General features: G+C 70.1%; 16 protein-coding genes and 3 pseudogenes. 9 read left to right on the top strand and 10 right to left on the bottom strand.

Annotated features, from left to right (window positions below; genetic code table 11):
• Positions 1–38 precede the first annotated feature (38 nt).
• The 3 genes from ACW4TU_RS00095 to ACW4TU_RS00085 all read left to right on the top strand — a co-directional run bounded on the left by ACW4TU_RS00095 (position 39) and on the right by ACW4TU_RS00085 (position 1,496).
• Positions 39–317, top strand: coding sequence for a hypothetical protein (locus ACW4TU_RS00095; protein WP_457423282.1), 279 nt, complete (start codon positions 39–41; stop codon positions 315–317).
• Positions 318–464: 147 nt separating this feature from the next.
• Positions 465–1,265: a nucleoside 2-deoxyribosyltransferase domain-containing protein gene (locus ACW4TU_RS00090; RefSeq protein WP_457423284.1), complete on the top strand. Its 801-nt coding sequence runs from the start codon at positions 465–467 to the stop codon at positions 1,263–1,265.
• A gap of 69 nt (positions 1,266–1,334) precedes the next feature.
• The gene (locus ACW4TU_RS00085; RefSeq protein WP_457423286.1) at positions 1,335–1,496 is read left to right on the top strand and encodes a hypothetical protein; all 162 of its coding nucleotides are present in this window, start codon (positions 1,335–1,337) and stop codon (positions 1,494–1,496) included.
• Here ACW4TU_RS00085 and ACW4TU_RS00080 read toward each other — a convergent pair.
• Positions 1,493–1,840, bottom strand: a complete 348-nt coding sequence (locus tag ACW4TU_RS00080) for a hypothetical protein (protein ID WP_457423288.1) — start codon at positions 1,838–1,840, stop codon at positions 1,493–1,495. The two genes, ACW4TU_RS00085 and ACW4TU_RS00080, sit on opposite strands and share 4 nt — an antisense overlap.
• Positions 1,841–2,261: 421 nt before the next feature.
• Between ACW4TU_RS00080 and ACW4TU_RS00075 the strand changes: the two are divergent.
• The 3 genes and pseudogenes from ACW4TU_RS00075 to ACW4TU_RS00065 form a co-directional block, all read left to right on the top strand.
• Positions 2,262–2,474: pseudogene (locus tag ACW4TU_RS00075) on the top strand (hypothetical protein); the annotation flags it as partial.
• Between the two features lie 186 nt (positions 2,475–2,660).
• Positions 2,661–3,170: a hypothetical protein gene (locus tag ACW4TU_RS00070; RefSeq protein WP_457423290.1), complete on the top strand. Its 510-nt coding sequence runs from the start codon at positions 2,661–2,663 to the stop codon at positions 3,168–3,170.
• 226 nt (positions 3,171–3,396) lie between these two features.
• Positions 3,397–3,540: a hypothetical protein gene (locus tag ACW4TU_RS00065; protein ID WP_457423292.1), complete on the top strand. Its 144-nt coding sequence runs from the start codon at positions 3,397–3,399 to the stop codon at positions 3,538–3,540.
• Positions 3,541–3,840: 300 nt separating this feature from the next.
• On the opposite strand, the gene ACW4TU_RS00060 is transcribed toward ACW4TU_RS00065, so the two are convergent.
• From ACW4TU_RS00060 to ACW4TU_RS00035, 6 genes are all read right to left on the bottom strand, one after another.
• Entirely contained in the window at positions 3,841–4,809 is a 969-nt protein-coding gene (locus ACW4TU_RS00060; RefSeq protein WP_457430616.1) for a TniB family NTP-binding protein, read from the bottom strand.
• A 101-nt stretch (positions 4,810–4,910) separates the two neighbouring features.
• Positions 4,911–7,013, bottom strand: coding sequence for a Mu transposase C-terminal domain-containing protein (locus tag ACW4TU_RS00055; RefSeq protein WP_457423294.1), 2,103 nt, complete (start codon positions 7,011–7,013; stop codon positions 4,911–4,913).
• On the bottom strand, positions 7,010–7,774 hold the full coding sequence (locus ACW4TU_RS00050) for a TnsA-like heteromeric transposase endonuclease subunit (protein ID WP_457423296.1): 765 nt from the start codon (positions 7,772–7,774) through the stop codon (positions 7,010–7,012). Before ACW4TU_RS00050 ends, ACW4TU_RS00055 begins: the two co-directional genes overlap by 4 nt.
• A 173-nt stretch (positions 7,775–7,947) precedes the next feature.
• Complete coding sequence (locus ACW4TU_RS00045) at positions 7,948–9,279, bottom strand: DNA-binding protein (RefSeq protein ID WP_457423298.1); 1,332 nt, start codon at positions 9,277–9,279, stop codon at positions 7,948–7,950.
• A 137-nt stretch (positions 9,280–9,416) separates the two neighbouring features.
• Positions 9,417–10,574, bottom strand: coding sequence for a helix-turn-helix domain-containing protein (locus ACW4TU_RS00040; RefSeq protein WP_457423300.1), 1,158 nt, complete (start codon positions 10,572–10,574; stop codon positions 9,417–9,419).
• 12 nt (positions 10,575–10,586) lie between these two features.
• Positions 10,587–10,856, bottom strand: a complete 270-nt coding sequence (locus ACW4TU_RS00035; protein ID WP_457423302.1) for a hypothetical protein — start codon at positions 10,854–10,856, stop codon at positions 10,587–10,589.
• Between the two features lie 1,011 nt (positions 10,857–11,867).
• Here ACW4TU_RS00035 and ACW4TU_RS00030 point away from each other — a divergent pair.
• The 3 genes and pseudogenes from ACW4TU_RS00030 to ACW4TU_RS00020 all read left to right on the top strand — a co-directional run.
• The gene (locus ACW4TU_RS00030; RefSeq protein ID WP_371572151.1) at positions 11,868–12,476 is read left to right on the top strand and encodes a hypothetical protein; all 609 of its coding nucleotides are present in this window, start codon (positions 11,868–11,870) and stop codon (positions 12,474–12,476) included.
• Positions 12,470–13,894 (top strand): hypothetical protein, encoded by a 1,425-nt coding sequence (locus ACW4TU_RS00025; protein ID WP_457423307.1) that lies wholly within the window; start codon positions 12,470–12,472, stop codon positions 13,892–13,894. Before ACW4TU_RS00030 ends, ACW4TU_RS00025 begins: the two co-directional genes overlap by 7 nt.
• Before the next feature lie 209 nt (positions 13,895–14,103).
• Positions 14,104–15,843, top strand: a pseudogene (locus ACW4TU_RS00020) (protein kinase domain-containing protein); the annotation flags it as partial.
• Between the two features lie 446 nt (positions 15,844–16,289).
• Here the strand turns inward: ACW4TU_RS00020 and ACW4TU_RS00015 are convergent.
• From ACW4TU_RS00015 to tap, 3 genes and pseudogenes are all read right to left on the bottom strand, one after another.
• Positions 16,290–16,448, bottom strand: a complete 159-nt coding sequence (locus tag ACW4TU_RS00015; protein ID WP_457430617.1) for a hypothetical protein — start codon at positions 16,446–16,448, stop codon at positions 16,290–16,292.
• A 585-nt stretch (positions 16,449–17,033) separates the two neighbouring features.
• Complete coding sequence (gene tpg, locus ACW4TU_RS00010; RefSeq protein ID WP_457423305.1) at positions 17,034–17,591, bottom strand: telomere-protecting terminal protein Tpg; 558 nt, start codon at positions 17,589–17,591, stop codon at positions 17,034–17,036.
• A 3-nt stretch (positions 17,592–17,594) separates the two neighbouring features.
• Positions 17,595–18,746: pseudogene (gene tap / locus ACW4TU_RS00005) on the bottom strand (telomere-associated protein Tap); the annotation flags it as partial.

The raw sequence follows: 18,746 nt of genomic DNA, 5'->3' as shown, positions 1-18,746 counted from the left end.
AGCCCGCGTTGTCAGTGGCGGCTGCAAGGCTGAACGGTATGGACAGCGATGACGAGCAGCTGCTGCGAGGCCGGGTCTACGGTCACGACACAGACGACCCTCACCCAGGTCCCCGCCCCGGCCGCGCCTACGCCGAACTGGTCGGCGGGCCGCTGGACGGGCTGCTGCTCGACATCACCGGCTGGAGGCAGGACGAGATCGACACCGGTGTCTCCCTCCAGACCGAGCTGGGGCACTTCGGCCCTGGTGGGAGGGCGTTGTACGACCCGCGCCCCGGCGACCCGGCCCGCTGGGACTGGGGCGGCGACAGTCCCTGATCACCTTCCTGACCTCCACGGCTGGAAGTGGCAGGGCAGGGCGGACGTCCAGGCACCGCTGGCTCATCAGGCCGGGCAGCGCCCGATCCGGCGCAGCACGTCATCGAACGCCATCCGCAGGGTGCGCCATTTCGTACGCTGACCGGTGTGACGGATGAACTGCAGTTCCTGGCCGACGCCTTGACCGCCGACTACGTGCACGGCCGGTGGAAGCCGGGGGCGACCGAGGAACACCGGGCACGGATCCTGTCCGCGCAGGCGAGCACCGACGGAGGCCCGGACGGACTGGCCGCCGGCGGCGTCCTGAGTGCCGAGTCCATCGAGCAGATGCTGCGCCCGCACCCGGAGCTCGGTGCCTGGAGGCTGGCCCCCGCGCTGCGCGCCTACCCTTCCGGCAGTCCCGATGCCCAGACGCTCATACGGGAACTGCTGGACGCGATCGCCGTCGACGGGTTCCCGCTGCTGCCGCCCCGCTCCCTGCGCTACATCGAGGCCCCCGCCCCCTACAGCGGGGACGCCCCGTCGGTCTTCCTGGGCGGTGGGATCACCGGATGCCCCGACTGGCAGTGCCGGGCCGTCCTGCAGCTGGACGCGATCGGCTCACCGGCAGTCGTCATCAACCCCCGACGCGCCGTGTTCCCCGTCGGCGAGGCCGAAGCCACACGGGAGCAGACCACGTGGGAGTACGAGCACCTGCGGGTCGCCGACGTGATCCTCTTCTGGTTCTGCGCGGAGGCCATCCAGCCCATCGCCCTGTACGAGCTGGGGTCGCATGCCGCCCGCGGTACCCGCCTGGCGGTCGGCGCGCACCCGGACTACCCGCGCCTCCTGGACGTTGTCGAGCAACTGCGGCTCGCCCGCCCGGACGTGACCGTCCACGACTCGCTGCACGCTACCGTCCGGGCTGCTGCGGCGCTGCTGCCGGCCACCCCCGCCACCCGCGCCTGATCCCCAGGACTGGGCGCAGGTCCTGGTCGTCCTCACCGGGCTGCGCGTGGCCGGCCCGGGATCGTGCGCGTGCGGCTCGCTGTGGTCGGGGCGCGGTGCGCGGCCGTGCGGGATTCCCCCAGTCGCGCGGTGTCCGAGGACGGGCGGGCCCTGCGCCTGGCCCTGGACGACGTCCTGGACCTGGTCGTGCGCGCGACGGCCGACCGGCTGAGCGAGCGGTCGGCGGCTTAGTTGGCGGCGTCGGCCGTCTCGGGCGTGTGATGCTTGAGCGCGGTACGGGCCGCGAGGACGTCGGCCGCGGTGAACTCGCTCCAGTACGCGTGCGTGACGATCGCCGTGGCGCGTTCGAGTTTCCGCGCCCGTAGCCGGGCCATCTCCGCCGCGTCCTGAGTGTCCCAGCCGAGGGAGGCGGGGCGGGACGCCGGACGCCAGGCGTTCTCGTGCGTCTCCCAGGCGTCCAGCGGTTCGGCCGACCACTGCACCCGCTGGTAGAGGGTGTGCAGTTCGGCGCGGACCTGACGGAGGTCGTCCTGCGCGTCGGTCAGGTCCTGGGGGAAGTCGTACGAGGCTGCCACGAGCCAAAGGTACTGCTGTTCGAACCGCGCTCCGGTCTGCCGCGCGGCACCATCTCGTGCACCCACCCGTGCGCCTTCTCCTGCACGATCTCTTGCGTCTTCTCTTGCGCGCGGTGTCCCGACGTTGCCGCGTCTGTGCAGGTCAGCCCCATCGTGCGGGTGTGGTTGGGGCCCTGACGTCCCCGTTGCGGCCGCTTTGCCCCTGTCCCTGGCTGGAGTTGAGGAGTGAGGGAGGGCGGGATGGGCGGACGCTGCCGGGGATCGGGGCGCGCTCGCCAGTTGCGCGCCGGGCGGGGCCGCCGCGCCGGGGCCGCCCGCCGGTGCGGCGGCCGGAGAGCGGCCACCCAGTCCCCTCGGGACGCACTGTCAGTGACGGCTGGGAGGGTGAGCGGATGAACGGCGACGATGAGCAGTTGCTGCGCGGCCGGGGCAGGTCTATGTGGAGCTGACGGGTGGGCCGCTGGACGGGCTTCTCCTGAAAGTCACCGGCTGGACGCCGGATGAGATCGACACCGGCGTCTCTCTGCAGACCGAGTTGGGGCGGTTCGGCCCGGGAGGCAGGGCCTTGTACGACCCGCGTCCCGGTGAGGCGGGCCGTACAAGGCCCAGACGGCCGGCCAGGCGAGGCGGGTGAATCCTGATCGGTCTGACCAGCATCCTTGGACAGGTCGGATGTCGGCAGCCCGGACTCTGACGAGCCGGCTCTGTGTCCCGAAACTCCTGAGGAGTTGGATGCCTTCTGGCGTGAGCACGAGAACGTCACCATCTGGTGCGGCACCATGTTCGAGGGCGGCTGTGGCCGTCAGCTCATGACCAGGCGGTGCACCGGCAAGATCTGCCACTTCGCCCACACCGAAGCGTCGACTGCGACCATAGGTGCGGGCGCAGGGAACGCGGCAAGGACAGCGCCGACCGTCTCTTCTCCAAGGCCCACTTGGCGTCCTGGCTGCGAGAGCTCGGCATCGCTGCCGAGTTCACCTACCCCGAGCCTCTCGGGTCCGCTGTGATGATCGGCTTGGAGGACGGGCGGTCACTCCTGGTCCACCTCGACCGTAACCGGCCCGTCGCCCGGGACAATGACGCATGGGAGACCATCCTGGGGCCCGGCGTACTCATGACCCCGGGGGCGCTTGCCCAGCGCGGCTACGTTCACCGGATCCGCTTCGACGACCGCCCCGGGGGCGGCCGCACCATGCGGTTCGGCACCGAGCTCCCCGGCGAGGGCACCACCTGGGGAAGCCTGGACGACGTCGTCCTGACCCCCGAGAGCCTGCTTCACACGACCAGCCCGTCGCCGTCCGCACGTCGGCCCCTGCGGCGCAGCAGGTGACCGCTTCGGTGGAGCGGGCGATCGTGACCGTCACCCCCTCCGTCGCGCGCACCGCGCCCTTCGCACGGCAGCCCGATCCCATCCGACGGGCACTGCTTCGTCTCGACATCGCCTTGCGTGACCATCCCAGGCGAATCCTGCCCGCAGTGGAGGCCATCCGGCGGCAGGTGCAGGCCGATCGTTCGGGCCCTTCGCGCCGTACACCGCGCCCATTGCCGCTTGGGTCATGGACGGGGAAGGCATCTTCTGGCCCGTCATCGGCGTGAGCGAGACCGAGGACGGGGGACCGCACCGGCCGTCTCCGGATGGCGAGTACACGGTCCGCCCGCACCTCAGCAGCGGGATCAAGATCATCGCCCCGGACGCCTGACCACGAGCCCGCACACCTGACCGGACACGCGGGAGATGCCATGGACCCACGCGGCGGGAACCACGAGCAGCTGACGCTTGGAGGGGGGCTGGTTGGTGTACGGAGTGGCGGCTGGCCTGGTGTGTTGCTGGTTTGCTGAGAGGCGAGGTGGGCGGCTTCGGTGGGGAGGCTTGGGTGTGTGAGCTGGGGTTGTGTCTTGTGTGCTGAGCGGGGCTGGGTTCGTTGAAGGTAGCTCTAGCGTGAAAAGGCCCGGCTTGGGTTTGTGCTGGTCAGGGCTGGTACTGGCTGATGGGTGGGGTGTTAGCGGCTTCGGGTGGGGCGGTGGTGTTGCTCGGCGAGGTGGTCGAGGCGGATGGTGTCGAGTGATTGCTTGGTGATGCGTTCGGTGCCGTCGTGGATGGCGGTGATGGCGGCTTGGCGGATGAGTCGTGTGAGGGATCCGATGCGGCCGGCGGTGCGTTGGTGGAGGTAGGGGGTGTGGCGGGGGAGGGTACCGGGTTTGTGGTGGTGGAGGTCGAGGTTGTTTTCGATGTCGGTGATGACGTCGCGGAAGGGTTGGTGTTGGCCGTGGCGGGCGGGGAGGGGGCCGCAGGTGATGAGGGTGGCGCGTCCGGCGAGTTGGGCGCCTCTCACGCCGGTGAAGAGGGGTGTGTCGGGGAGGTTGATGCCGGCGTAGACGAACGTGGCCCGGAGGCGTTCGGTGAGGTCTTTGAGGAGGTCGGCGGTTTGGGCGCCGGTGGTGGTGCGGGGGTTGAGGCGGTGGATTTCGTCGATGAGGACGAGTTGGATGCCGGCGGCGGTGTAGGTGTGGCAGACGGCGTCGGTGATCTGGGTCTGGGTCATGCGGGTGGTGGTGGGGATGCCGAGGTAGCGGGCGAATTCGGTGATGAGGGTTTTCGCGGTGGCGCCGGGCGGGACGAGGACGTACGCGACGGGTACCGCCGCGTGTGCTGATCCGGGCGGGGTGGGGTTTTTGCGGGTGTGGGCGAGGTGGCAGGCGCGGCCGACGTGGAGGAGGGCGGTGGTTTTGCCGGCTGCGGCGGGTCCGGTGACGATCAGTGAGGGCCGTGCGGTGGCCTGTTGGTGGCGGCCCAGGATCATCAGGGTGCGGACCTGGGTGGCGAGTTCGCTGATCGCGGGGGTGCGGATGGTGACGAACGCGGAGTGGTAGGCGAGGCGTTCGTCGGTGCTGCGGGGCGGCTGGCCGGGTTGGGGCGGGGCGGGCGGGTCGGTGGTGGCGAAGCGGTGCCAGCCCTGCCAGGTCGTCAGGGGCCACGGCGGTGCGGCCGCCCCGCCGCTGTCGGCACTGTCGTGGCGCGTGCCGGCTGGTGTGCTGGTCGGGTCCTGCCCCGTGGGGTGTGGGCTGGTGTTCACCATTTGTCGGCTTCCTCGTGTGCGTCGTAGAGCCCGAATCCGGTGGCCGCGGCGGGAGGGGTGTCGTCGTCGGGGAGGTCGTCGAGGTCGTCGATGCTGTCGTCCTCGTCCCACGCTGGGTCGTCGGCGCCCTGGCTGGTGTCGTGGTCTGGTCGGCGGGCTGAGGGCAGGGCAGTGGCGGTGGTGCGGGCCACGAGTGCCTGTTCGGTCTTGGTGGCGTGGCCGCTGTGGACGCGGCGCATGAGCTGGTCGAGGGCGTCGGCGAGGTCGGCCTCGTACTGCTCTGTATCGCCGTGGTTGCCGTGCAGGGCGAGGGTTCTGATGTGCTGCCAGGTGCGGTCGTTGAACGGCTGGTGGACGTGGTCGCGGTGGATCCACGGGATTTCGGTGAGTTCGCCGTCGGGTAGACGCACCCAGATCTGGCGGACGTCGTGGGGGTTGTGGTGGATCTCCCATTTCCCGCCTCGGCCGGCGACCGGGGAGGGCTGGCCGCGGTGGGGGGCGAGGAGGTCCGCGTCGTAGGTGCGGTGGTGGATGCGGATGCCGGAGGCGGTGATGGCCTGCCAGCGCACGGGCAGCAGCTCGAGGTAGTCGTGGCCGGTCAGCGGGACGGGGACGTATCCGGCGACGGCGATCAGCGCGGCCCACATCTGGTTGGGGGTGAGGGCTTTGCGGGGCATCATTGGGTGGCGCAGGCCTTCGTGGGGGCGGTGGTGGTAATGCACGAGCCATTCGTCGAGGAGGTCTTGCAGGTGGGGGACGCTGTAGCAGGCCTCTTGTTCGGCGTCGGGGCCGCGGCGGGTGACGTCGGATCCGGTGTAGCCGGGCAGGTGCTGGCAGAACAGGTGGTTGATGGTGCCGAAGGCGCGCTCGACGATGCCTTTGGCGGTGGGGGCGAACGGCGGGGCGGGCTGGACGCTGATGCCGAGGGTTTCGCAGGCGGCGGTGAACGCCCGGGAGACGAAGACCTTGCCCCGGTCGACGACGATCGTCTCGGGCAGGACGACCGGCCGGGCCGCCGCACTGGCCAGACGCTCATCCAGCGTGGCCAGCAGCTGGTGGGGGAGTGCCCGGTCGTGGTCCATGCGCAGGATGTCGGGCCAGGTGGGGCGGGCGGGGTGCGGGACGGCCATCTCCGCCAGCAGCAGGGCGGCGTCGACGGCTTTGGTCGCGCTGGGGCACAGCACGGCGGCGAGGATGGCGCGGGTGGCGACGTCGATGGCGATGGTGAGTTCGGGGCGGGCGAGGGTGCCGTCGTCGAAGAGGGCCAGGACGTCCAGGCGAGTGGTGTCGACCTGGACCTGCTCGCCGGGCCGCAGTGCCGTGGTGGGGGTGAAGGCGCGTCCGTCGAAGCTGGCGGAGGTCTGTCGGACGGGGCCACTGGGCAGTTCGCCGGGGCGGGCGAGGGTGGTGACGAGCCGGTACAGCGTGGCCTGGGACGGCGTCGGCACGGCGTTGGGGCCGTGCCGGTCCTGAAGGATCTGGTTGACCAGGGGGAACAGGCCGTTGATGGTGCCCCTGGAGCGGCCGCGCCGTCGGCGCAGCGCCTCGCGGACGGCGGCGACGACCCGTTCGTCGGCCCGCCCGGTGGGGCTGGGGGCACGGGTGCTGCGGTGGTCGAGGAGCCCCCACAGGCCTTGTTTGCGGTAGGCGAGCCGCATGCGCTGGACCGTGGTGCGCGAGACGCGGCCGAAGCCGAGCGCGGTCAGCTCCTGGGCCTTGGCCTGCTCCCGCTCGGCCAGCGTGTGCTGCTCGGGGTCGTACTGCGGCCGCACCGCCCCTTCGCTGCCGGGCCCGCCGGCAAGGCCGCATTCGACTTCCCTGACGTGCCGCTGCCAGGCCAGCGCCTTCTCGCGCGCCGCGGCGGGGGCGCTCTCGAACAGCCCCCACTGCGGGGCCGCCTGGGGCACGTCGGCCCCGATGACGGTGAAGCCGGGGTCGGCGAACAGGTGCCCGGCGAGCACGGCCTCACCGCCGCCGTCCGGACCGAGAAGGTGGATGTCCTGCCCGGCCAGAGCGACCACCTGCCATTTCACGCCACGGAAGCGGACATGCGCCCCGACCTTCACCGCAGGCCGGGCATTGCGCCGCGCGCTCACCCGGCGCCGTCCGTCTTGTCCAGGCCGCTCCAGCCGCACGGGCTGACCAGGACGCGTTCGTGCAGCGGCGTATCCAGGTTGGTCGTCAGCTGTCTGTGCCACAGGGCGTGGAAGACGGCGGGGAGGACCTCGATCGGGTCGCCGGCTGCTTGGGCGCCTTCGATCAGCGGCCGCGGCCGCGCGAAGGCCTCAAGGAATGCCGTCATCAGACCGGGCCTGCCCTGGTTGCGGGGGTGGCGGTAGCCGGCCAGCCATTTCAGATTGGCGGCCAGGACGTCGTCGAGCGGTGTCAGGCGCCGGTAGGTCCAGCCGATGTGCGCGCACGCCTCGGCTACCGCCTGGGCGGCGCCCAGGGCGCGTTCGCCGCCGGCGTCGGGGTGGCTGGGACAGTCGGCCAGCAGGGCGGTGCCGTCGGTGTAGCGGGCGAAGAGCTGCGGCACCCAGGAGCGGACCTGCCCGCGGGGGGTGCGCCACAGCAGCCGCACCGGCCGCCCGGCCAGGGCGGTCACATCCGGGTCGCGGTCCAGGGCCATCAACTGGATGCGCATCGCGTTCGATCCGGCAGATACGTGCCGTCCGGTCGTCGCCGACCACCACAGCCCAGGCCCCCACCGCCGCCCCGGCACTGCCGGGAACGCGGAGACGGGCGGCAGGTCCTCGAAGGCCACCGCCAAGGCCGCGTCCGCCCACCGCTGCTGGACCACCTGCCCTACCGGGTCGAGGAAGACCGCCTCGTACCCCGCGCCCCGATCCGCCTTCACTCGCTTCGCCCGGCCCCCGGGCCCGGTTGCACCACCGTTGATCACCTGCTTCAGACAATCCGTATCCGCGTGCAGGCAGGGTGTTTTCCGGGATTCCTGCCACGAACGGGTACCGCGTGCGCTAACGGTTGACGAGCCCTCTCGGAGGCCGCCCGCACGCTGCCGCCGATCCGTCAGCCGTCGTCGTCCTGGCCGGCCGCGAGCATGTCCATCAGGGTGTCGGCGGGCATTCCCGCCCACTGGGCGATTTCTTCCAGGGGCATCCCGGCGTTCGCCGCCACCAGGGCGGTCCGCTTCCAGGCGTTGTCGATGAGGGCGGCGCTGTGGCGGAGGGTGCGCAGGAGCTGCTGGGCGACGTCGGCGGTCGGTCCGGTCTGTACTCCGCGCAGTTGGAGCAGTTGCTCCTCGGCGCTCTCGATGGCCCGGGTGATCAGCGTGCGCTGTTCGGCGGGCACCACCGCGCGCCACATCCTTCCCGAGCCGGGTGCCTTCTTCTCCTTGCCCAGCACCCGCAGCTGTCCGGCCATGGTGGCGGGCTGGTGTTCCTGGCGCAGCCACCAGGGGTCGTTGTCGTATCCGGGTGGTCCGCCGGCGCCGCGGCGGATACGGATGACGGCGCCCATCCAGGAGGTCAGCGGGCCGCCGTAGTCGGTGGCGGCCACAGGTCCCAGCCACTCCCGCCCGACCCGCTCGCCGAGTCGGCGGCAGAACATTCCGTCGGCGGGCAGCGCCCGTGGCCGCCCGGCCCCGCTGTCCGTCCACACCAGCTGGGCCATGGCGGGGTCCAGCAGTGCGTCGGCGACGGCCACCACCTCGGGGAAGACGACCGCGTCCCGGCCCACGATCCGCCACCGCTCCAGCTCCGTCCCGGCGTTGCCACCCGCGACCTGGTGCAGCCGCCCCGGCCAGATGGTCTCCCGCTCCCAGTGCAGAGCCTGCTCCCACCACCGGGCCACCACCGCATAAGCCAGCGCGAACACCCTCTCCGGCTCCGCACCAGCGCGTACCGCCCGCCGCGCCACACCCGTCCACCGCCGCTGCGCCGCAGTCACTTCCGGCACGCCCCGCACGTCCAGATACTCAAGAGGCTGGTCGGCGTCCGCGTCCATCAGCCACCGCCCGTGCCCGACACACACCCGCTCCCAGCGCGGCGTGTACCGCACCACCCGCACGACCGTCCCCGTGCGCCGGGCCGCGCACAGGCGGCAGCCGAACGCCACCGGCCCGGCGACCGCGCCGCCGGTCCGCCACGCCGCCGCCGGCACCCCGTCCCTTCCGGCCGACAACTTGGCGTCCTCCTGGTGCCAGGACGGCAACGCCCGCGCCAGGACCTCTTCGGTGACGCCGCACAGGCTCGCCAGTAGCTGTCCTCCGGGCGTGTTCAGCAGCACCTCGGCGTCGGCCCGCGCGCCCCCGCCGTCGTACGTGGGCGGGTAGTTCCGCCACTGCCAGCACGACCGCAGGTCCTTGGCCCGCAGCCCGTAGCGATGTGCGACGCGCCCCATTAGTGAGGATGTCGTCTCCCTCTCGAAGGGGGCGACACGGAAGATCCCCGATGGACGGGGAGCGTTGTACAGGCGTGAGCTGACCACTTCGGCCTCGGTCTTCCGGTGGCGATGGGGCGGGCTGGCCACTGGCTGGCTCAGGCAGCACGGCGTGCGGCGTGGGCATGCTCCTGGCACAGAAGGCACCAGGTGGCCGCAGGATCCGGCGCCGCCCCGCCCAGGTCCGCGGCCGCATTCTGCGTGGAGGGGGCCGCGTGGCCGCGGGACCCGGCGGGCAGCCCGGGGCCGCGGCCTGGTTCCCTGCGCACGGTGGGGTGGCTGCCGTCGCCCGACGGCCCGCGCGGTGCCTTCACCGCTCCGCCGGCTTGCGGCCCCGGCTTGTTGGGGCTGGACGTACTCTTCAGCTCAAACACCACGTGCTTGCCGTCGTGCTCCAGGAAGAAGTCCGGCTGCCAGGACTTGAAGCCTTGTGCGCTCGTGCCGTTGCGGGCGGCTTCTGCTGCCAGATGGTCCCGAAATCCGCTCGCGATGATCTGCTCGGTGGTCGCGTCCGGCAGCAGCTCGAGAAGCCGCCTCCAAGAGGTGCTGCCGACTTGATCGGCCAGTGCCTGTTCCTGCCCCTGCATCTGGCGTGCAGCATGCACCGCTTCCAGGCTGCGCTGCCGCCGGCGGATGGCCTGCTGCCGTGCGGTCGAGGTGTCCACCAGTTCCTGCACCGTGGCGGCGGGGGAGAGATTGATGATCTTGTTGAAGGCAGTCAGCCATGGCATGTGCCGCTGGGGCGGGATGCCGCAACCGGTCAGGAACGCCTGGAGCTGCTGTTCATCGGCGGGAATGGCGTGACGCTTGACGATGCGGGCCGCGCTGCTGACCGGCAGTGCGAGCGGGTTGCCCGAGCGCTCCCGGATCTCCCGCAGGCTCGGCACTCCGGCCTGTTCCCACACCGCCTCCAGCGCTCTGCTCAAGTCGGCCGCGTCCGCGATGAGTTCGGGCCGCGGGGCATGCAGCTGAGCCAGACGGCCACGTTCCTCGACACGGGCACGGCGCCACCACTCGTCCGCCGCCTCCACGGCTTCCTGGCTGCCGCCGCAGCCCGTGACATAAGCCTCGACCGTGGCGCGCTTGGCCACCACGGTCCCGGAGGCCGCCCGCTTCAGTGTGGCCGGCGACAGCCCGGTGCGGCTGGCCAGTGTCGTGTAGGTGATTGCGGCCGCCTCCCGCCAACTGCGCAGGTGTTCGGCCAGCCGTCCGCGCGCGGGCCGGCTGTGGTCGACGGGCTTGTCCTTGCGTCCCATGCGGAGCCTCGCCTACTTCCCGGCGGTGGCGCGCAGCATCGCGCCGGCCAGCGAGGCCATGCGGCGGCGGCCTCCACCGGCGGCCATGACCGCTGCGGCACCCAGGGCGCCGCAGCCTCCCAGCAGGACGAAGATGTCCTGTACGGGCATCCCGGTGACGTGCAGGGCAACGCCCAGGACGGGAAAGGAGACGGCGGTGAACGCCTGCGGCGCGCCGAACCGGAGCGGGGGGTCCGTCTGGCCGGGCTCGGTGCGGGGCGCGGGGGCAGTGTCGGTCGGCATGCGAAGTCCTCTCGGTGCGCCCCGGCGCCAAGGCGCGGTGGACCGGGGCGGGGTGAAGTGCTACTGGCTGCAAGTCCCGTAAGCACAGGGGCGATTGGCGTCGTCGTCCGTGCCGGGCATGCCTCCATCATTTCAGTCCCGGGCCTGTTCCCGCAGAGTGATCGCCGACCGCAATGCCCCGTACTGGTGAAATGACTGTTTTTTGGCTCGGTGGTGTCCAAAGGAGCGGTCTTGCCCCTCGGGCCCCGCCCCGGTGTCGTGCCGGTGCCTGAACAGCGCTGCGGCGACGCCACCGCCCTGGCCGCTCGCCTCAGGCGCCGGGATGGTTCATCCATGTCCATGCTCGGCTTGCCGCGGCTCCTGTCTATGAGTGATGGTGGGCCACAGAACGCGACGAGGCCGGTTCTATCCGGCCCGCGAACGTCCTTGAACTGCTACTGGCTGCAACCGACGCGGCAGGGACACCCGGCAGATCCACGTTGGCGCGTGAGCTGCCCGCACCAGGCCGGCGCCCTCTCACGGGCGCCGGCCTTCGTCGTACTCACGGCCCTGTGTTGTACCTCCGTGCGATGGCGCCTCGGCCGCCGGTGTCTTCCCCACCCGCGCACCGCCTCTGTAGGCAGCTGAAGCGGTTCCGGGCCAGGGCGCGGTCATCTGTCGGCCATCATTTCCGCACGCCGATCTCGTGGCGCGGTCTGCCGGATTATCTGTGCCGGGCCTTACCGTGAGAAACGAGCATGTCCTTTGAGGGGGAGGACGCGTGGCGAATCTGGTCTGGCACACCAAGCTCGGCATTCACCTGGGTCTGGCGCCTCGATGGGTCACTCCACCACGGTCTCGTGTTCGCCGATCCGGGCGGGTGTTTTCGCAGTAGCCGTCCAGTCCTGGGCCCGTCGTCTGCTGCTTCTCCAGGCCGTGGGTGTCCCTTTTCTGGAGCCTGCGGACGTTGCTGTGGCGGGGATTGGCCCGTTCGAGCGCATCGTGATGATCCGATCGCACTAAGCTACGCCTGTGGTGGTTGGCGAAGATGCTCAGGTGAAGGGCTTCTCGGGGGCCCGCAGAGCCAAGCAGTGGCTCGAGGGCACGATGCGCATCTTCGGCGCGTACGCGAACACGGACTCGGAGTCCTGCGGTCGCCGGCTGACTCTGTCCTGGCCATACGGAGGCCGGACGTTCTCCTTCGATCTGGGGGGCGCCATGCGCGGTGACCCCTACCAGAACGACATGTTCTGCGCGGAGGTCAAGAACTACGCGCAACCCAGCGACCAGGGAACCCAGTTCGACGAGTTCCTCGCCAAGTGCTACGTAGCTGCCCAGGCCCAGCACCACCTCAGCGACCACTTCATGTGGATCACCTGGGCACCCTTCCGCGCGAACTCCTGGTCCACCCTCAACTCACCCGGCCAGGTGGAGACCGCGGTCCTTCAGCACAGCAGCCGCGTTTTCGGCACCAGCGACCCCGAGGAAGCCCGAAAACTCCTGGACGTTGACCTCGCCCAGTCGGTCGCCGCACGCCTGTGGCTGATCGTGCTCTCGGACAAGCAGGAAACTCTCCTGCCGCTCAAGGACTGGGCAGCCATCGTCGCCGCCGAACTCACCCGCAGAGAGGGCTCGTGGTGAACATCGTCGAACAGTCGATCTCCCAGGCCATGGACGAGCCCGACGACCGGATGATGTTCACCCGGCTCAAAGACATCGTCGCCCGGCACCTGCGCCGCATGGACCCCGGCGCCACCGTCACCAAGACCGAGTTCTTCAACCACACCCATGTCCCCGACATGGTCCTCGAATGGCCCGGCAGACCCCGCACACCGCGCCGGTTCATCTACCTGCGCACCACATCCGACCAGCGCGAACTGGAGGACGACCTGCAGCGCCTTCCCCGTGCGGACCGGCCGGTGCTCCTGGCGCTCGGCCAACTGCCCACCGCACGGCAACAGGGAGACCTTCCCCCGCTGCCCGGCAGCAGCACCGCGCTGCTCCTCGACGCTTCCGCGCTCGGCGCACTCCAGCCGGCCGACGACTCTCCCGGCATTCCCCGTCTCGTGTCCCGCTCCGTTCTCGAAGGCGGCCGCGGCACCCTCGACAAAGCGGCGACCGAGGAGTTCCTGAACACGGTCGTTCAGGGAGCCGAGGCCGCCCGTGCGGGAGAACGCGTTCCCACCCGCGACGCCGTCGAAGCCCTCACCGCACGGATGACCACCGACGTCGCCGACCGGATGTCAACCTTCCTCGCCGCGCTCTGGCAGGGCGGCGGATCCACACTCGCCAGCTTCCCCGCACCCCAGCGAGGCGTCGGCCATCTCGACGAGACGGCCCTGATGTACCTGCTGGAATCCGAAGACATCACCGACGCCGCGTTCTGGAACCGGGTCGTCCGCATGATCAGCCTCCCTATCCTGCTGCGCACCCCGGCCGCCGGCACCGGCAACCTTCAGCACCTGATGCGTGAGGCGATCCAGCTCTGGACCAGCCGCGTCTGCATGATCGTGCCCGGCGCGGCAGACGCGGACATCAGCCCGTGGCGCTGGGCGGTGAAGGCCGGCCAACTGATCCTGCAGACCCCGCGTTTCCATGTGCTCGTTGCCCAGTCCCGGCGCCAGCTCCCGCCCGGGCAGGAGCACGACCTGCCCCGCCTCGACGAAGTGAGGAACAGGGCCGACCGCTTCAGCATCCCGCTGACCTCTCTTCGCATGGTCGTCACGGACCGCCACGTCGGATACGGCGGTCCAGGCGACGACATCTCCCACGACGCCCAACTCGACGGCATCAGCGACGCGCTGGGACAGGCCGAGGGAGTCATCGAAGCCGATGCCCGCATCCCCTCCGGCGAGACTCTCCAGTGCCTGTTCGGCACCGGAATCGCCAGCGCCCGCGGCGCACGTACCCAGGTACCGCTGGACGCCCTCCTCGGTACAACGACGCGCCTGCTCTCCGATCTCTCAAGTGATGAAGCCGAGAAGATCACCCGGCTTCTCGGAGCCCAAGGTCCACCCCCCGACCAGCCATGGAGCCAGCCCAGCTTCGACGACGTATAGAGCTCGGACCGGATAGACACGGCTGCTCCCGCGGGGAAAGCCAGCAGTGCTGTCGGTGCGGGCTGTGCCCCTTGGGCCGCAGGGGGACCCGGACAGGTCTGTAACGATGTACGTCCACAGTCGGGCCGGAGCGAGGTGCTGCGGCAGGTGCAGCAGTGCTGCCGATCATCTGGAACGTGTCGGCAGGAATTGGGCGGGGGCAGAGAACGATGAGCGAGCCGAGGCCGGTTGACGACGATCTCCCAGCGGAATGGGCGGCGCTCGTCGCTGCGCTGCGCGACCTCTTCACAGGTTTGGGCGTCTCGACCCGCCGCTACGCGGCCCGACGCGCCTACGATCCGTCTACCGTTTCCCGCTACCTCAGCGGGCGTCGCCTGCCGCCGTGGGAGTTCATCCTCGGCCTCCTGCACGACGTTGCGGAGGACCGGCGCACCTTACCGACCGCCGAGTCCATCGACATGCTTCGCGCGCTGCACACTGCGGCTCTGCAGACAAGCAAGAGACCCGCCCATAGGGTGCAGCGCCTGGAACAAGAGCTGGCTGAGGTTCACCAGGAGGCACGGCGAAATCCGATCCGGGCGGACGCGCCTGCCGAACGTGAATCTGCGGCCAGCAGCGAAACTATCGCGGGCAGTCCGATCTTGGCCCGGCTGTTGATATGGCTGGACGCTCATGCTCAGCAGCGCCCTGCGGAGTATGTCAACGTCACACAGTTTGTTGACGAGTTCCAGATGGAAGACGAGGATCCGACCGTCCTGGCCCTCCAGCTGGAACAGCGCGGCCTGGTGAACATCGCCCGCAACCTCGCGGGCACCCCCGATGTCCATCTCACCGACGAAGGCCGTGTTGCGGTGTACCGGCTCAAGAAGCTGCAACAGGATCGCGCCGCTCGGCTGCGCTACACGATGGACGCCTTCGTGCGGTGGCTGTTCGACACAGCCGGAGACCAGACACCCGTCGACCCGACTCTGTTTCTGATGGAACCCGAAGCGTCATTCGCCGGAGCTGATATCCCGGGGGCCGACGTGCATCAGGCGCTCGCTTACCTGGCGGAGAGCGACCTCATCGAACACATCGATACCAACCCCGCCTCGGTCGCCATTACCCCCCAAGGCGTCAGCCACGTTCTGTCAGGGCAGAGCGTGCATGAGCGTACGCGCGGCAGTCTCCGGGACACCCGGACGCCCGTACGCGGTGTTCCCAGCGGCGAAGGGCACGATGCCGCCCACTCGGCCGAGGTCACCCGGGGCGGCGAGGCCCGTTTCCCGGAACTGCGCCCTGACGCCCGTATCACCTCCGCTCCACAGCCGTATGTCGGTGCGCTCGCGGGGCCTCCTGCCCCCGGACAGGGCAGTCACGCAGAAGCCCGCGTCGTCCATGCGTTGGGCGATCCCAAGGCGTATCTCCGGGAGAGCCGCCCCCACCCCGACAGCAACCAGGCGGACGTATTCAAGGCCAAGCACAAAGCAACCGGTCTGGTTGTGGCAGTCAAGCAGCTGCGACAGAAGGCACCGGGAGGAATGAAGGCGGCCCGCATGCGCCGGGAGATCGACTGCGGAAAGGCGCTGGCAGGCCATCCGCATGCGATGCCGATTCTGGATCATGCCGCCAACTACACGTGGTTCGTCATGCCCTGGGCCGAGGACACGGCATTCGACCACCTCCAGGCACTGGCCGATCCCACGCGGCTGCGGGCCTTGGTCGACGCCCTCACCTCGGTACTAGCTAAGGCACACGACCTCGGCTGGGTTCACCGTGACATCAAACCGCCCAACATTCTGCTGTGGGAGGGACAGTGGGTGCTGGCCGACTGGGGGACCGTGCGCCGTCCCGCAGGACAGACCACGAAGGTCGACCGGACTCGGGCCGGGATCGGCACCGAAGGCTTCTCCGCCCCGGAACTGTTCACCCACCCCGATGAGCGGCCTCAGCCCTGCAGCGATATCTACAGCATCGGCAGGATGATCGCCTGGGCCCTGACCGGCACCATGCCGCTGCCCAACAAGCAACTGCTCCCGGCTCCCGGTCCCTGGCGCAATATCGTCCGGGCCGCCACACAGGAGGACCCCTCCCGCCGGCCCCAGAGCGTCAGCGACCTGGTAGCTCTGATCGAACGGGAACACGCTGAGATCCCGCCAGACCCCTTGGAGAAGGCCGCGGAATTGCTTGACCAGGCCAACAGTGGCGACAGCGCCGCCGCCGACGCCTTCCTTGCTCTGCTCACCGACCACACGGACGACTTCGAGCTGTATGCCGTCCAGCTTCCCCTTCTCGCAGCTCACTTGGCTGCCCCAGCACTCGGCCACAGCGTTCTCCAAGCACAGACCGTCCTGCAGGCCCTGACCGAGCACGTCGGCGGGGCCGACACCCGAAGGGTCGAGTACGCGGAAGCCTCTCAGGTGACGGTTTGGCTCCAGGGCGTCGCCGCGCACGCGGCCGCCGAGCGGCAGTGGGACCTGTTGGAAGAAGCCATGCAAGCCATGTGCACGTGGGACGGTGCCTGGGACCGATGGGACGCGCGGGACATAATCAGCCCCTGGCTCAGGTCGCTCAAGGGCGACGCCGCGGCCGTTGCCGCGGCGGTCCTACGGGACCAGCCGGACTCGGCGGAGCACTTCAGCCACTTCGCGGACGACCGGACCGTCGATCCGCGGATCCGTAGAGCCGTGCGCCAGGTGTAAGGCCTGCGGGATTCTCAATGACCAGCCCGCAGGCCCCAGGCGGCAACCGTCTCGACCCCGTTGTGGAGCCGTGCCGTCGGCCTCTCCTTCGAGGGGCCCAGCGGCTCCTCCCGCGTCCAGGCCGGCAACGCACGGCGTAAGCCCACCTGCGGCACACGACATAGCGCTGCGACCCGGTCCCGGGCCGCGGCGTTCAAGAACACCTCACTGTCGCCCTGTAGAGCCCGGACGACGCCCTGCTGGCCAGCCACTTCGGTATCCGACGACAGCAGACTCCGCACCGTCAGGCCGTACCTGTCCGCGATCCGCCCCAGGAACGACAGCGTCATCTCACCCTGCAGGGGGGCCACACGAAAGGCACCCGCGGCCAGCAACAGCGTCCCCACCCGCCCCGTCTCTTGTGACAACTATCGTGCTTCGACTCAACAAGCAGGTGCCGGGCCGCGGCTGGCGCCAGGTCAGTAGTCGAGGTCGAGGTAGTCGATGTCGTTGAGGGTGACGTCGGAGAGTCCTGCGGCGCGGCCTCCGCCGTCCTGGAAGTAGATCTCTTTGAACCCCTCGGCGATGATCCCCCGCATCTCCTGGTCACTGGCCCCTGTGTCACGGGCGTCGAAGAGGCGTTGTGCGTACGTCGCGGGGAGGTGCACGGTCAGGCGCCGGAACCGTCCGTCGTCGGTCGTGCCGACCGCTGCGGTGTAGCCGAACCGGGCCCTGGTCTCCACGGTGATGCCGCCGGAGGTCGCGGCCTGTTTCTGCCGGCGCTTGCGCACCTGCGGCTGCCACCGCTGCCGTACCGCGTCGTCGAGTTTCGCGGCGACGTCGGCGCGGGCGTGCTTGCGGGCGCCGCGCCGGTAGCGGTTGACGGAGTCGGCGGTGACCCCGAGTTCCTGCGCGACGGCCTTGGCGCTGCCCAACTGCTTGAGCAGGTAGCCGATCTGACCCTTCAACGTCTTCGGCGGCTCGCGGGTAAAGCTTTCCCGGTCGGCGCGTTCGATCGCGTCGTCGATCTCGCCCACCGGTTATTCTCCTTCGTCGAGGACGGCGTCGCCGCCCTTGATGTGGCGGGCCGGGTTGAGGCCCTTCTCCATCAGGTCGACCGCCCACAGCATCGACTGGACGCCCTCCAGCTTCGCCAGGCCCGGCGTGGGTCCGAGGCGGAATCCGCCCGGCTGCGGCTTACCGCTGGCGGCGTACGGCAGGAAGCCCAGCGGACTGTCGCCCGGGCTCGGGTAGACGACGCAGTCGGAGAGCACGGCGAGCGGGTACAGGCCCGTCATCTTGACCATGTTGTTCAACTTCCGGTGCATGTTGACCCGGGCCTTGCTGATGACGGCGGCGCGGATGTCGGGGCGCCAAGTCGGGCGTTCCAGGGCCGGCCATCGCTCGCCCGCCTTGTAGGACTTGCCCTGGGGACGCTCGCGGAGTTTGCCGACGCCGCCCTTCACGGTCGCCTTGATGGCGGCGAGGACCGCGGCCATCGCCGGGTCAGCCTGCTTGTGCTGCTCCATCGCCGTGAGGAACTGGCGGTCGTCTAGGTCCTTGGTGACGCCGAGGTCGGCGAGGGTGTCGACGTAGGCGTTCTTCAATCGGTCGTGCCAGGGGTCGAGGTAGGCGCCGGTCTCGCGGCGCAGGTACGCCTCGATGGGGTGGACGTCGTGGCCGAGTTCCTGGGCGTAGGCGACGGTGTGCGTCTGGTACCAGGCCGGTCCGGTCGGTCTGGTGCCGTCCGGGGTGAACGGGCTGGGCAGGCGCGGGTCCAGGTCGATGTGGGAGAGGTCGACGAGCCAGGAGCCGGGGATCTTCGGGTTGAACGTCGGGGCATGGAAGTGGTCCGGGGCGGAGAGACCGACGACCAGGCGGGCCGCGGCCGCGAGGAACGCGGTGTTGAGGTCCAGGCCCACCGCGAAGGGCAGCACGCACTCCTCATCGGACAGCGTCTCCACCGACCGCACCCACTGGTACGCCTCCTCGTTGAGGAAGCCGCCGGTCCAGCCGCTGTTCACGACGACGGGGTGCTCCGGGGTGGCTTCCGGCGGTGCCGGGTCCATCGGCTCGGTGCCCAGGGAGCCCGCGTTGTGGCCGGACACCCAGTTCCCGGTCGTCGGGTCCTGCACGGCCTTCGTCGGCGGGCGCAGCGCGGTCATCAACTCCAGGCCCGAGACGGCTGTGGA

Source organism: Streptomyces kryoterrae (genome assembly GCF_054072135.1).
This window is presented reverse-complemented; position numbering and strand designations above follow the sequence as displayed.